14 protein-coding genes are annotated in these 13882 nt (G+C 71.9%); 9 read left to right on the top strand and 5 right to left on the bottom strand.

All coding sequences use genetic code 11. The annotated features are described in order from the left end of the window. The first annotated feature begins 8 nt into the window (after window positions 1-8). From BLQ63_RS14375 to BLQ63_RS14355, 5 genes are all read left to right on the top strand, one after another. Window positions 9-698, top strand: a complete 690-nt coding sequence (locus BLQ63_RS14375) for a response regulator transcription factor (RefSeq protein WP_091036064.1) — start codon at window positions 9-11, stop codon at window positions 696-698. Next, window positions 686-1933 carry a sensor histidine kinase gene (locus tag BLQ63_RS14370; RefSeq protein WP_218125268.1) on the top strand — a complete coding sequence of 416 codons (1248 nt, stop codon included), beginning with the start codon at window positions 686-688 and terminating at the stop codon, window positions 1931-1933. The genes BLQ63_RS14375 and BLQ63_RS14370 overlap by 13 nt, the downstream gene beginning before the upstream one ends. Continuing rightward, window positions 1930-3216: a hypothetical protein gene (locus tag BLQ63_RS14365; protein WP_091036059.1), complete on the top strand. Its 1287-nt coding sequence runs from the start codon at window positions 1930-1932 to the stop codon at window positions 3214-3216. The genes BLQ63_RS14370 and BLQ63_RS14365 overlap by 4 nt, the downstream gene beginning before the upstream one ends. A gap of 19 nt (window positions 3217-3235) precedes the next feature. Beyond that, window positions 3236-4267, top strand: a complete 1032-nt coding sequence (locus BLQ63_RS14360; protein WP_091036055.1) for an NAD-dependent epimerase/dehydratase family protein — start codon at window positions 3236-3238, stop codon at window positions 4265-4267. Window positions 4268-4707: 440 nt separating this feature from the next. Further along, the gene (locus BLQ63_RS14355; protein ID WP_091036052.1) at window positions 4708-6432 is read left to right on the top strand and encodes an ABC transporter substrate-binding protein; all 1725 of its coding nucleotides are present in this window, start codon (window positions 4708-4710) and stop codon (window positions 6430-6432) included. 36 nt (window positions 6433-6468) lie between these two features. Here the strand turns inward: BLQ63_RS14355 and BLQ63_RS14350 are convergent, their stop codons facing one another. After that, a complete protein-coding gene (locus tag BLQ63_RS14350) occupies window positions 6469-7056 on the bottom strand; it encodes a M15 family metallopeptidase (protein WP_091036049.1) in 588 nt (195 codons plus the stop codon). 87 nt (window positions 7057-7143) lie between these two features. On the opposite strand from BLQ63_RS14350, the gene BLQ63_RS14345 reads away from it, so the two are divergent. Continuing rightward, on the top strand, window positions 7144-7827 hold the full coding sequence (locus BLQ63_RS14345) for a response regulator transcription factor (protein ID WP_091036044.1): 684 nt from the start codon (window positions 7144-7146) through the stop codon (window positions 7825-7827). Continuing rightward, a complete protein-coding gene (locus tag BLQ63_RS14340) occupies window positions 7820-8935 on the top strand; it encodes an ATP-binding protein (RefSeq protein WP_091036041.1) in 1116 nt (371 codons plus the stop codon). Before BLQ63_RS14345 ends, BLQ63_RS14340 begins: the two co-directional genes overlap by 8 nt. On the opposite strand, the gene BLQ63_RS14335 is transcribed toward BLQ63_RS14340, so the two are convergent. The 4 genes from BLQ63_RS14335 to BLQ63_RS14320 are packed head-to-tail and all read right to left on the bottom strand — an operon-like array spanning window position 8915 to window position 11974. Then, complete coding sequence (locus BLQ63_RS14335) at window positions 8915-9355, bottom strand: GNAT family N-acetyltransferase (protein WP_091036037.1); 441 nt, start codon at window positions 9353-9355, stop codon at window positions 8915-8917. The genes BLQ63_RS14340 and BLQ63_RS14335 overlap by 21 nt on opposite strands. A 6-nt stretch (window positions 9356-9361) precedes the next feature. Beyond that, complete coding sequence (vanX, locus tag BLQ63_RS14330; protein ID WP_091036032.1) at window positions 9362-9970, bottom strand: D-Ala-D-Ala dipeptidase VanX; 609 nt, start codon at window positions 9968-9970, stop codon at window positions 9362-9364. Next, entirely contained in the window at window positions 9967-11004 is a 1038-nt protein-coding gene (gene vanA / locus BLQ63_RS14325) for a D-alanine--(R)-lactate ligase (RefSeq protein WP_091036027.1), read from the bottom strand. The genes vanX and vanA overlap by 4 nt, the downstream gene beginning before the upstream one ends. After that, the gene (locus BLQ63_RS14320; RefSeq protein WP_218125267.1) at window positions 10997-11974 is read right to left on the bottom strand and encodes a D-isomer specific 2-hydroxyacid dehydrogenase family protein; all 978 of its coding nucleotides are present in this window, start codon (window positions 11972-11974) and stop codon (window positions 10997-10999) included. The genes vanA and BLQ63_RS14320 overlap by 8 nt, the downstream gene beginning before the upstream one ends. Window positions 11975-12105: 131 nt before the next feature. Between BLQ63_RS14320 and BLQ63_RS14315 the strand changes: the two genes are divergently transcribed. Further along, window positions 12106-13476, top strand: coding sequence for a UDP-N-acetylmuramoyl-tripeptide--D-alanyl-D-alanine ligase (locus BLQ63_RS14315; RefSeq protein ID WP_091036023.1), 1371 nt, complete (start codon window positions 12106-12108; stop codon window positions 13474-13476). Window positions 13477-13482: 6 nt separating this feature from the next. Continuing rightward, the gene (locus tag BLQ63_RS28875; protein WP_218125265.1) at window positions 13483-13704 is read left to right on the top strand and encodes a hypothetical protein; all 222 of its coding nucleotides are present in this window, start codon (window positions 13483-13485) and stop codon (window positions 13702-13704) included. Window positions 13705-13882: the final 178 nt, after the last annotated feature.

The following is a 13882-nucleotide window of genomic DNA, read 5'->3' as shown; positions in this document are numbered from 1 at the left end:
GTATTCCCATGAGCTCAGAAGCCGACCCGCGCGTGCTGGTCGTCGACGACGACCCCGCGCTCGCGGAGGTCGTCGCACGCTACCTGCGGCGCGAAGGCTTCGAGGTCGACTACGCCGCCGACGGGGCCACCGGCCTCGCACGGGCCCTGTCGACCCTGCCCGACCTCGTCGTCCTCGACCTGATGATGCCGGGCATGGACGGCTTCGAGGTCTGCCGCCGCCTGCGCCGGGCCACCGCGATCCCCGTGGTCATGCTGACCGCGCGCGGCGAGGAGAACGACCGCATCGCCGGCCTCGACCTCGGCGCCGACGACTACGTGACCAAGCCGTTCTCCCCGCGCGAGCTCGCCGCCCGCGTCCGGGCGGTCCTGCGCCGCGCCTCGCCCGAGACCGCGCCCGCCGCGGTCCTCGCCGGCGGCGGCGTCGAGATCGACACCGTCGCCCACCAGGTCCGCCGCAAGGGCGAACCGCTCGGACTGACCACGAAGGAGTACGACCTGCTCGTGTGCTTCCTCTCCAACCCCGGGCGGGCCTTCCGCCGCGAAGAGCTCCTGGAGACGGTGTGGGGCTGGAGCATCGGCGACACCTCCACCGTCACCGTCCACGTCCGCCGCCTGCGCGAGAAGATCGAGGACGACGCCTCCGCGCCCCGCCACCTGGCGACCGTGCGCGGCGTCGGATACCGGTGGGAGCCGTGACGGCCCGCCGCAGTCGCCGCCGCATCGGCTCGCTGCTGATCCTCGCGACCGCGCTCGGGGCGGCCACCGCGCTCGCGGTCGCCTTCGACTTCCCGCCCCGCGACATCGCGATCCTGGTGGCCACCGCCGCCGTCGCCTCCGCGGTGGCCGGCGGCGTCGGCGGCCTCGCGCTGCGGCGCCTGCGCAGCCGCCCCGCCCGCGTCCAGACCATGACCGTCGCCCTCTCCTCGGTCCTGGTCACGGCCACCGGCGTCGTGACCGCCGCGCTGGCCATGTTCATCTCCTTCCACGACCTCGTGCTGCTCTTCGTCGTCCTCATCGTCGCCTCCGGCGTCGCGTTCGGCGCCGCCTGGCAGCTCGGCGACGACATCGGCGCCGGCGCCGAGCAGGTCGGCGCCTACGCCCGCACCATGGTCGGCAGCGACGGGCACGTCGCCGCCGAACGCGCCCCCGCGGTCACCGGCCCCGGCGAACTGGCCGCGCTCGCGGGCGGACTCGCCGACGTCTCCCGCCGGCTCGAGGAGTCCCAGCGGCGCGAGCGGGCCCTCGAATCCTCACGGCGCGAACTCATCGCCTGGGTCTCGCACGACCTGCGCGCGCCGCTTGCGACCATCCGCGCGATGGCCGAGGCCCTGGACGACGGCATGGTGGACGACGACGCCGCCGTCAAGCGCTACCACTCCCAGATCCGCACCGACGCCGAACGCCTCACCGCCCTCGTGGACGACCTGTTCGAACTGTCCCGCATCAACAGCGGCTCGCTGCGCCTCGGCCGCGAGAAGGTCGACCTGTGCGACGCGGTCGCCGACGCCCTCGCCGGGGCCAGCGCCGCCGCCGACCTCAAGGGCGTCAAGGTGATCGAGCGCCTCGGCGCGCTCCCGCCCATCGAGGTGTCCGCGCGCGAGTGCTGCCGGGCCCTGGACAACCTGCTCGACAACGCCATCCGCCACACCCCCGCCGGCGGCACCGTGGCCGTCCGGGCCGGTGCGGCCGACGGCGCCGCCGTCCTCCACATCGAGGACCAGTGCGGCGGCATCCCCGAAGCCGACCTGCCGCGCGTCTTCGACATCGCCTTCCGCGGCGACGAGGCCCGCCAGCGCGACGACCGCGGCGGCGGCCTCGGCCTGGCCATCAGCCGCGGCCTCATCGAGGCGCACGCCGGGTCGCTCGCCGTGGCCAACGCCGCGGGCGGCTGCCGCTTCACCGTGCGGCTGCCCGCCGCGGGGCGCCGGTGACCGTGCGCCGCCCGGCCGTCCAGGCCGCCGCCGTCCTCGCCGCCTGGGCGCTGCTCCTGGTCGCGGTCTGGTTCCTCGGCCAGCACAAGCTCGCGAACGCCACCGGGCGCATGCAGCTGGGCGCGATGCCCTTGTTCGGCAGCTGGGAATGGCACGTCGAGTCGTACCTGTTCGCTCCGATCATCGTGGGCGCCTTGGTCATCGTTGTCCTGCCGGTGATCGCCGCGCGCTGGCGGTGGCGGTACGCGGTCCTCGCGACCGCTCTCGCCGCCGTCGCCTTCAGCCTCGCGCTGGCCTTCGCGCACTCCCACCCCCGGACCTGGACCGACCTCGACCACCACTACGCGAGCAACGCCCATTTCGTGGACGACGCGGGCGGCTTCGGGCCGTTCCTCCAGGGCTACACCGGTCTCCAGCTCGAAGGCGTCTACCCGGTGCACCTCCAGTCGCACCCGCCCGGCCTGGTCCTGTTCTTCTGGGGCGCCGCCCGGATCGGCCTCGAAGGGCTCCTGTTCCAGAACGCCCTCATCAAGCTCGCGGTCGCCGCCGCGGTGGCGGCCGCGCTGGTGATCGCGCGCGACGTCGCGGGGGAGCGGCTCGCGCGCAGGGCCGCGCCGTTCCTGGTCGTCGCGCCGGCCGCGTTCTGGCAGAACACCGCCGACCTGATCTTCGCGGGCGTCACGCTCGCGGCCGTCGCCTGCCTGATCCTGGCGACGAGCCGCACCGGCGCCCGGGCCGCGGTGCTGGCGGTCGCGGGCGGCCTGCTCGCGGGCGCGGCCCTCATGCTGTCGTTCTCCGCCGCGCTGCTGGCCCTGCCGGTGCTGGTCGTGGCGCTCTGGCGGCGGCGCTGGGCCGCGCTGCTGGGCGGCGGCGCTCTGGCGGCCGCGGTGGTGCTCGCGCCGTTGCTGTGGGGCTACTGGTGGCTCGAAGGGCTCCAGACCACGCGCGTGCGCTATTACGCGGGAGTGGCCGCGTTCCGCGGGTACTGGTACTTCCTGCTGGCGAATCTCGCGGTATTGGCGCTCGCGCTCGGACCGGCGACCGCGGTCGCACTCGCCCGGCTCCGCGAACGTCGCATGTGGATAGTCGTCGGCTCGTGCCTCGCGGCCGTCGCCGTCGCGGACCTCTCGGGCATGTCCTCCTCCGAGACCGAGCGGATCTGGCAGCCGTTCATGCCGCTGCTGCTCCTCGCCGGATGCGCGCTGAGCCGTCCGCGCGCCTGGCTCGGCCTCCAGCTGGCCGTGGCCGTCGTCCTCGCCGCCGCACTGCGCGTGCAGTGGTGACCGAGAGAAAGGCAATTCCATGCGTGTACTGGTGACCGGCGGCGCCGGGTTCATCGGCGGCCACATCGTCGAGCAGCTCTGCGCCCGCGGCGACGACGTGGTGGTCCTCGACTCCCTTGCGGCCCATGAGGGCCCGCCCGACCACCTCCCGGACTCGGTCGAGTTCATCGTCGGCGACCTCCGCGACGAGAGCGTCCTGCGGCGCGCGGTCGAAGGCGTCGACGCGGTCTGCCACCAGGCCGCGCGCGTGGGCCTGGGCGTCGACTTCGACGACGTGACCGACTATGTCGCCGACAACGACGGCGGTACGGCGAACCTGCTGCGGGCCCTGTGGCGGCGCTCCTTCGCCGGGCGCCTCGTCGTGGCCTCCTCCATGGTCGTCTACGGCGAGGGCCGCTACCGCTGCCCCGAGCACGGCGTCATCCACGTCGCGCAGCGGGGCGAAGAGGCCCGTGCCAGAGGGGAGTTCGAACCGCGCTGCCCCCGCTGCACCGTCGAGGTCTCCTGGGCTCCCGTGGACGAGGAGACCCCGTTCGATCCGCGAAACGTCTACGCCGCCACCAAGGTCCACACCGAGCACCTGTCGTTCCTGTACGGCCGCGAATCCGGCGTCGGCGTCTGCGCCCTGCGCTACCACAACGTCTACGGTCCGCGGATGCCCCGCGACACCCCCTACGCGGGCGTCGCCAGCATCTTCCGCAGCGCCCTGGAGTCCGGGAAGGCCCCCCGCGTGTTCGAGGACGGCGCCCAGACCCGCGACTTCGTCCACGTCCGCGACGTCGCCCGCGCCAACCTCCTCGCCCTCGACGGCTCGTTCCGCGGCGCCTGCAACATCGCCAGCGGCGAACCGCACACCGTCGGCGAGATGGCCCGCGCCCTCGCCGCCGGGTTCGAGGACGCCCCGGAGCCCGTCGTCACCGGCGAGTACCGGTACGGCGACGTCCGCCACATCGTCGCCTCGCCCGAACTCGCCGACTACGTCCTGGGTTTTCGCGCCGAGACCGGCTTCGCCGAAGGCATGGCCGCCTTCGCGCACGACCCGCTCCGATAGGAACCCGTTTCGCGAAACGTCGAGAGTTTCATAGATATCGATTTCATATCGAAATACGACCTATTCGTGAGAGCGATTCCACAGTTGTATACGCAATTCGTGCGATCGCGCTCCCGAAAGCCGCGAAATATGTCGGAAAGCGGGTCGATGCCGGGCTGCGAACTGCGATAACTTGAAGGCACCGCAAGGCCGCGGACTCCGATGCGGAGGCGACCCCACCCACGTGCCCGGCCTCGCGCACCGGCCGTCCGGAGCGCTCCCGATCGGGCCGCTCCGGCCGACTCGCGACCGCAACTCGGGATGCGCGTAATTTGCTTGAAATGACCTGCTCCTCACCTGCCGTCATTGATGCGAATGGATTGTCACCACTTGCGGCATTCGTGCATCGACATCGATCAGCGGCAGGACAGGTCATCCCTCATACCGAAAGCAGTTCCGAAATGACCAAGAGGCGAAATCTGCCCGCCATCGCCGCCACGGCGGCCCTGGCGGCGGCGGCGTGCACCGACGGGGAAGCCACCGGGGGCGGCGGTGACGCGAGCGACCTGTCGATCGACGAGTTCCCCCGCGGCGAGACCCTGTACACGACCGGCACGGCCTGGGGTCCGCCCGGCGACTTCAACACGATCTCGACGGGGCAGGTCACCGGCCTCAACGGCCTGGGCTACGAGTACCTCTTCCTGTTCGACACCGAAGAGCAGCAGCTCACCCCCTGGCTGGCCGAGTCCGGAGGATGGACCGGCGCCCGCGAGTTCGAGCTGACCCTGCGCGGCGGCATCGAGTGGAGCGACGGCAAGCCGCTGACCGCCGAGGACGTCGCGTTCACCCTCGAGCTCGGCAAGGTCGACGGCGTGCCCTACGGGAGCGTGTGGGACTGGCTCGAATCGGTCGAGGTCCTCGACGACCTGACCCTCAGGTGCTACTTCAGCGAAGCCCGCCACCAGGAATGGGACAACTTCCTCTACACCAACGAGATCGTGCCCAAGCACGTCTTCTCCGCGTACACCGAGGACGAGCTGCTCAACGGGACGCTCGACCCCGCGCCGGTGGTCTCGGGACCCTACGAGGTGCACAGCTTCGACGAGCAGCGCATCGCCTGGGTCAAGCGGGACGGCTGGTGGGCCACCGAGGCGCTCGGACTCGAAGTGCAGCCCCGGTTCATCGTCGACCTCGTGACCCCCGGCAACGCCGACACCCTCAACATGCTCATGGACGGCAGCCTGGACCTGGCCAACAACTTCCTGCCCGGCATCTCCGACTTCCTCTCCGGCGAACCGGAACTGAGCACCTACTACGACAAGCCGCCGTTCATGGCCGCCGCGAACACGGCGATGCTCATCCCGAACACCACGCGCAAGCCCCTCGACGACCCCGAGTTCCGCCGGGCCATGGCGTTCGCGATCAGCCCGGGCGAGATCGTCGACTCCGTCTACGGGAGCGTGGTCGGCGAGGCGAACCCGACCGGTCTGCTGCCGATTTGGGAGCGCTACATCGACGCCGGCGCGCTCGGCGAGTACGGATTCGCGTTCGAACCGGCCCAGGCGATCACGATCCTGAGCGAGGCCGGGTACACCGACGAGGACGGCGACGGCTTCGTCGAGACCCTCGACGGCGAGAAGGTCGAGCTGACGCTCGTCGTCCCCGCCGGCTGGACCGACTGGGAGGAGGCCGCGCAGTCGATCGCCCGCGGCCTGCGCGACGTGGGCATCAACGTCACCGAGGAGTTCATCGACGCCGCCGAGGTCGACGCCGCCCGCGGCAACGGCCAGTTCGACCTGCTCGTCAACAACTACAGCCGCATCACCAACTCCCCGTGGAGCCACTTCCGGTACCTGTTCGAGCTGCCGGTCGGTGAGATCCAGAGCAGCAACTTCTCCCGCTGGGAGAGCGAGGACGCCTGGGAGCTGACGCAGGAGCTGGCGACCGTCCCGACCGACGACCCGCGCTACCCCGAGCTCATCGCCCAGCTCGAGTTGATCTCGCTGCGGGACCTCCCGGCGATCCCCATCTGGTACAACGGCGCGTGGTCGCAGGCGAGCAACGCGGTCTGGACCAACTGGCCCTCCGAGGACTCCGAGAAGCCCGGCGTCTACTCCAGCGTCTGGGACGAGATGTGGGGCCTGGGCGCGGTGCGGATGCTGACCGACCTCAAGCGGGTCGAGTAGCCCGGCGGGCCGGGGGCGCCGCCGCGGCGCCCCCGGTCACCGCCGCATCCTCGGATCGCGGCTCGGGTCGGGGTACATCGGCGGGCAGCCGCCTTCGACGGCCTCGGGCCGCAGCTCGTAGTGCCAGGGCTCGTTGCGGAAGATCTGGCACAGCCCGTAGGCGGCGCCGTGCTCGGACAGCCACGCCTGCGCCTCGGCGCGCCCGACGTCGATCGCGTCCCCCGACACGTGCGGCGACGTCGCGGGGGTGGACACCCAGCGGGCGGCCTCCTCCTCCGAGCCGTACTCGGCGACCGCCTTGCGGCGCAGGCGGTGCTGGTACTCCGGGGAGCGCCAGCCGCCGTTGACGGTGAACGCGACGCCGTCGCCCGCCGCGTCCGAGGCCGCCCGGCGCAGCGCGTCCAGGAACGCCGGATCGAGGTTGCCCACGGCCGGGACGTCGTCGTCGAAGACCGTCGTGCGGTAGGGGACCGCGCCGTCGTCCGGGCCCAGTCCGGTGCGCTGGCGGATGCGGAGCAGCCGGTAGCCGAGGGCCTTGGCGATCGGTGCGATGACGGCCAGCAGGCCCGCGTTGATGCCGCCCCGGATCCGGCGGGTGGTTCGTGCTGCTGCTGCTTGACTCATGCGGCCAGTCAAGGAAATGCGGCGTTACCAGCGCGTATGCGGGTTTCCATATGCCGGCGATATGCCCCGGCTCGTACCATGGCACCCATGCGCGTACTGGTCGTGGAGGACGAGCCCTATCTGGCGGAGGCGATCCGGGACGGACTGCGCCTGGAGGCGATCGCGGCCGACATCGCCGGCGACGGCGACACCGCGCTGGAGATGCTCAGCGTCAACGCCTACGACATCGCCGTCCTCGACCGCGACATACCCGGGCCCTCCGGCGACGAGATCGCCGAGCACATCGTCGCCGCCGGCACCGGCATGCCGATCCTGATGCTCACCGCCGCCGACCGCCTGGACGACAAGGCCTCCGGGTTCGAACTCGGCGCCGACGACTACCTCACCAAGCCCTTCGCGCTGCGCGAACTCGTGCTCAGGCTCAGGGCGCTCGACCGCAGGCGCGCGCACCACCGCCCGCCCGTGCGCGAGATCGCGGGCCTGCGGCTGGACCCGTTCCGCCGCGAGGTCTACCGGGACGGGCGCTACATCGCGCTGACCCGGAAGCAGTTCGCCGTGCTCGAAGTCCTCGTCGCCGCCGAGGGCGGGGTCATCAGCGCCGAGGAGCTGCTGGAGCGGGCGTGGGACGAGAACGCCGACCCGTTCACCAACGCCGTGCGCATCACCGTCTCGGCGCTGCGCAAGCGGCTCGGCGAACCCTGGCTCATCGCCACCGTGCCCGGCGTCGGCTACCGCATCGAGGTCGACGGCGACGGAGCCGACCGTGGTTAGGGAGCCAGGCATGAGCGCCCGCCTCAAACTCGCCCTCAGCTACGCCGGGTTCCTCATGGTCGCCGGCGCCCTGCTGCTGGTGATCGTCTGGGTGTTCCTGCTGCGCTACGCGCCCAGGGAGGCGATCTCGCTGCGCGGCGGCCTCGACGAGAACGGGATGCGCGGCCCCGGATTCTTCATCCCCGGCCGGCTGGACCTGTGGGAGGCGTTCTATCCGAAAGCCGGTGCGGCCCTGGGGCTCCTGCTGGTCCTCGGGCTCGCGGGCGGTTGGTTCCTCGCCGGGCGGATGCTCGCCCCGCTCAACCGCATCGCGGCCGCGGCCCGGCTCGCGACGGGCGGCTCGCTCTCCCACCGGATCCGGATGGAGGGCCGCAACGACGAGTTCCGCGAGCTCGCCGACGCCTTCGACGCCATGCTCGAACGGCTCGACGCGCACGTCGCCGAGCAGCAGCGGTTCGCGGCCAACGCCTCGCACGAGCTGCGCACCCCGCTCGCCATCTCGCAGACGATGCTCGACGTGGCCCGCAGCGACCCGGCCCGCCGCGACGACGAGCTCCTCGACCGCCTGTACCTCGTCAACGCCCGGGCGATCGAGCTCACCGAGGCGCTGCTCCTGATGAGCCGCAGCGATCAGCGGACCTTCACCAGGGAGCGCGTGGACTTGTCCCTGGTGGCCGAGGAGGCCGCCGAGACGCTCCTGCCCCTCGCGGAGCGGCGCGGCGCGGCGATCACCGTCTCCGGAGACGTCGCCGCCGCCGACGGCTCGCACGCGCTGCTGCTCCAGATGGCCACCAACCTGGTGCACAACGCGATCGTCCACAACCTGGACGACGGGGGCACCGTGCGGGTCGCGACCGCGGTGCACTCCGGCCATGTCGTGTTCACGGTCGAGAACACCGGCCCGATGCTCACGCCGCACCTGGTCTCCACGCTCACCGAGCCGTTCCAGCGCGGCACCCGGCGCATCCGCAGCGACCACCCCGGCGTCGGCCTGGGCCTGGCGATCGTCAAGAGCATCGTCGGCGCGCACGACGGCACCCTCGCCCTCGCGGCCCGCCCCGAGGGCGGGCTCCGCGTCGAGGTCCGGCTACCCCTGAAGGTCGCGTAGGAACCGCGACGAGGTCCCCGCCTGGTCGCGGTAGCCGCGGCGCTCGTAGAACCCGTGCGCGCCGCGGCGCCGGTCGGCGCTGGTGACCTCCATGCGCACGCATCCGCGGCTCGCGGCGAACGACTCCGCCTCCGCGACGAGCCGGCCGCCGACGCCCCGGCCGCGCGCGCCGTCGGCGACGACCAGGGCCACGATCCGGCCCCAGGAGCCGGCGCGCTCGAAGAACGGGCAGGTGTGGACCGCGACGACGCCGAGGACGGCGCCGTCCGCCTCGGCCACGAAGACCGCTCCGGACGGGTCCCCGCCCCACGACTCGATCCGGGCCGCGGCCGGCTCCGGCCCGTTCTGGGGGTAGCCCAACTGGCCCAGCAGCTCGCCGACGGCGGCGGCGTCGTCGGTGCGCGCCGGTCGTATCCGCATCCGCGCCTACCGGATCGGGAAGTCGAAGTACGTGTCCGGGTGCGGCTCGTCCTCCAACGTGTAGTGCCACCACTCGTTCTCGTACGCGGCGAAACCGCAGCCCTCCATGATGGAGCGCAGCCTCCGGCGGTGCTCCGCCTCGGCCCCGGTGACGCCCTCGGCCCCGTGGTGCGAGACCGCGTCCATCAGGTCGTGGCCGCCGCCCATGTCCACGAGTTCGCCGGTGTCGAGGCGGTAGAGCGTCAGGTCGACGGTGCTGCCGCGGCTGTGGCCCGACTTGGCGATCACATAGCCCTTCGCGAACATCTCGCCCCGGTCGATGTTCGGGTAGTGCCGCTCCTTCGTCCGGCCGTCCTCGGGCAGCCGCGACCACCGCATGAAGTCGTCGACCGCGCGCTGCGGCCGGTACCCGTCCCACAGCAGCAGCCCGAGATCCTGCGACGCCGCCTTCTCCCGCACCTTCTCGAGGGCCGCGCACAGGGCCCTCGTGCCGACGACGCGGTTCGCCAGATAGCCGTCGACCGGTCTGCCGGTGAAGTTGTCCCAGGTGGCGTATTTGGCGTCCCAGCGGATGCCGGGCACGAGCTCGTCCACGAAGGCGAAGCCGTCCCTCATCGGCGCGCCCCCGCCAAAGCCAGCGACACCATCCTGTCGATCAGCCCGGTGAGCCCCAGCCCCGCGGCCGCCATCATCCTCGGATAGCGGCTGTACGAGGTCAGCCCGGGCAACGTGTTCACTTCGTTCAAGACCACGGTCCCATCCTCCTTGAGGAACAAGTCGACCCGCGACAGCCCCCTGCACCCCAGGGCGCGGTAGACCGCCTTGGCCGTCTCCTGCACGAGCGCGCGCGAGGCCTCCGGGATGTCGGCCGGGACGATGAACGTCGAGTTCTCGGACCCGCTCTCGGGCGCGGCCTCCTGATGGATCCTGAAGAAGCCGTGGGAGAGCGCGACCCGGTCGACCTCGCCGACGAACAGGTCCGGATCGTCGCCCAGCACGGCGCATCCGATCTCACCGCCGTCGACCGCCTCCTCCACGAGCACCTTCGCGTCGTACCGCCTCGCCTCCTCCACCGCTCCCTGCAGCTCCTCCTTGTGCGACACCTTGGTGACGCCGAACGAGGAGCCCGAGCGGGCCGGTTTCACGAAGACGGGGTAGGCGAGCTCGTCGGCGTCGACCTTCTCGTCGGGGCCGACCGTGAGGAAGTCCGGCGTGGCGATGCCCGCGCCCCGCACGACGGCGTAGGTCAGGGACTTGTCCATGCACAGCACCGAACTCTGCACGTCGCAGCCCGCGTAGGGGAGGCCGGAGAGCTCCAGCAGGCCCTGGATCGCGCCGTCCTCGCCGAGCGTGCCGTGCAGGACCGGCAGCACGACGTCCAGCCTGACGACCTCGTACTTCCCGTCCTCCAGGACCAGCAGGCCCGGCGTGTACCGGTCCGGCGACAGCACGGCCGGTCGGCCGCGGAGCTCCCAGCCCTCGTCGGGACCGTCGCAGAGCCGCCACACGCCGCTCTCGGTGATGCCGAGGTAGAACGGCTCGTACTTCGCGGTGTCGATGCTCCGCGCGACCTCCCGGGCCGACTTGACGGAGACGGGGTGCTCCTCCGAGCAGCCCCCGAAGACGATGCCGACGTGCGTCTTACCCATGCTGTTTCCCGCTTTCGAATTCGAGGCAGTTGATGATGGAGTTCTCGACCGTGTCCGTCAGGGCGTGGTCGGTGTAGTAGGCGCTGTGCGGGCTGACGAGCACGTTCGCCATCTCCTGGAGCCGCAGGAGCGGCTTGCTCTCGATGGGCTCGTTCCTGCGGTCGGCGTAGAAGACGCCCTCCTCCCCTTCGAGGACGTCCAGCGCCGCGCCGCCCAGCCGGCCGCTCTCCAGGGCCGGGACGAGCGCCTCGGTGTCGATGAGCGCGCCGCGCCCGGTGTTGACGACGAGCGCGCCGGGCTTCATCCGGTCGATGCGCCCGCGGTCGAGCAGATGGTGCGTCGTCGCGTTGAGCGGCGTGTGGAGCGTGACGATGTCGCTCAGGCGAAGCAGCTCGTCGAGCGGCACGTGGTCGGCGCCGGTCCGGGGGTTCCGGTCGCACGCGAGGATCCGGCATCCGAAGCCCCGCAACCGGTCCACGACCGCCGCGCCGATGCGCCCCGTCCCGACCACGCCCACGGTGAGGTCGCGCAGCTCCCTCCCGCGCGCCTCGTGCAGCCGGTAGTCGTGGACCTCCGTACGCAGCACTGTGGACTTCGCGTGGCGGATCGCCATGAGCATCAGCATGAGCGTGTAGTCGGCGACGCTGTCGGGCGAATAGGCGACGTTCCCCACGGCGATGCCGACGCTCTCCGCGTACTGCACGTTGACGTGGTTGAAGCCGACGCTCCTCGTGGAGACGTACGCGACGCCGCCGCGGCCGAGCGCTCGCAGCGTGCCGTTCGCCACCCGGGTCTTGTGCCCGACGCTGACGCACCGGTTGCCCAGGGCCAGGTCGACGTTGGCCTCGGACACCGGCGCCTCGGTGATGGTCGGCACCACCCCGAAGCGGGGCGCCATCGCCCGGAACAGGGCGGCCTCGTCCTCGCCGCATCCGTAGATCGTGATCCCCACCGGGTCGCTGTCGGTCATGCCGCACAGTCAAGGCGGTGCGGCGTTGTCGCACCGTATGGGTTTTTCGATATGCCGCCGATATGCCCGGCCGCGTTGACTGTCGCCATGAACCACAGCGAACCGACCACCAGCAGCCGCGGAGCCTCGACGTGATCCCGCTGCGCCTGGAAGAGATCGCCGCGATCGTCGGAGGCGCCGTCGCGGGGGGCAACGCCGAGAGCGCCGTCCTCGAAGCGACCGCCGTGACGGTCACCGCGCCCGCCGTGCTCGACGGCCGCCGGGCGGCGCCCGGGGGCCTCTTCGTCGCGTTCGCCGGCGAGCAGGCCGACGGCCACGACTTCGCCGCCCAGGCCGGCCGGGCCGGCGCGGTCGCCGTACTCGGCTCCCGGCCCACGGCGCTGCCCACCGTCGTCGTCGCGGACGCCCAATGCGCACTCCAGACCCTCGCCGCCCACGTCGCGGCCCGGCTCCGCGACCGGCTCACCGTCGTCGGAGTGACCGGCTCCCAAGGCAAGACCAGCACCAAGGACCTGCTTGCGGCCGTGCTGTCGAGCGCCGCGCCGACGATCGCCGCGCCCGGCTCGTTCAACAACGAACTCGGCGTGCCGATCACGATGCTGCGCGCCGACGCCGACACCCGGTTCCTCGTGCTCGAGATGGGCGCCCGCCGCGTCGGCGACATCGCCGCGCTCACCGACCTGGTCGCGCCCGACGTCGCCGTCGTCCTCAACGTCGGCCAGGCCCACCTCACCTATTTCGGCACGCGCGGGGCCATCGCGAAGGCCAAGGGCGAGATCGTGGAGGGCCTGGCCCACGGCGGCACCGCCGTCCTCAACGCCGACGATCCCGGCGTGGTCGCCATGCGGGCGCTCACCGACGGCCCGGTGCTGACCTTCGGCTCGGCGGAGCACGCCGACGTGCGGGTGCTCGACCTGACGCTGGACCGGTTCGGCCGGCCGTCGTTCACACTGCGGACCGCCGACGCCTCGGCTGCGGTCGCGCTGCCGCTCGTGGGCGCCCACCAGGCGCTCAACGCCGCGGCGGCCGTAGCGGCGGGACTGGCGGCCGGCGTGCCCCTGGAGAAGGCCGCGGCGGCGCTCGCCACCGCCTCACTGTCCAAGTGGCGCATGGAGAGGTGCGACCTCCCCGGCGGGGTGACGCTGCTCAACGACTCGTACAACGCCAACCCCGATTCGGCCCGCGCCGCCTTGGACGCGCTGGCCGCGATCGAGGGCGGGCGCCGCATCGCGGTCCTCGGCGGGATGCTCGAACTCGGCGACGAGAGCGAGGCCGAGCACCGGGCGATCGGGGCGTACGCGGTGTCGCGGGCCGACCTGGTGGTCGCCGTGGGCGAGGACGCCTGGCCGATCGCGGAGGGCGCGGGGGAGCGGGCGGTGGCGCTGGCCGACAACGAAGCGGCCGTCGACTGGCTGCGCGGATGCCTCACCGGCGGGGACGTGGTACTCGTCAAGGCCTCCCGAGAAGCCCGCCTCGACGAGGTCGCCGCCGCGCTGGCCTAGGGGGCGTTGAAGAAGAACCACCGCAGGTCGCTGCCCGGTTCAAATGCGCTGGCGGGGCTCGGCTGGTTGACGGTCGATGTTCAGGCGCGCAGCAAAGAAGCGGCGAGGGAGTGGTGGGTGGTGGGTCAGGGGTGCGTCGCTGATCCGGGCGCCGTCTGGGTTGGGGTTCGGGCGGGCGGCGACGAAGTGGTGATGGGTGGGGCGGGGTCGGAGGCGGTCGCGCGGTGAGTGTTGCCCGGTCTTGTTGCGGTGCAAGGGGAGTGGTGGGGTAATGCGAGTGGTCTCTACCCGTGTGGGTGTTGCGGGTGGTGTCTGTGCGAGAGAGAATTGGGGTACGCACAAGGGTAAGGGATTCATACAGGCGGCGGCCGGTGTAAGCAGACTACGCCAAGCCTCTGGCCGAGAG

The sequence above is a fragment of the Glycomyces harbinensis genome, from assembly GCF_900101745.1.
Lineage (GTDB): Bacteria > Actinomycetota > Actinomycetes > Mycobacteriales > Micromonosporaceae > Glycomyces > Glycomyces harbinensis.
This window is presented reverse-complemented; position numbering and strand designations above follow the sequence as displayed.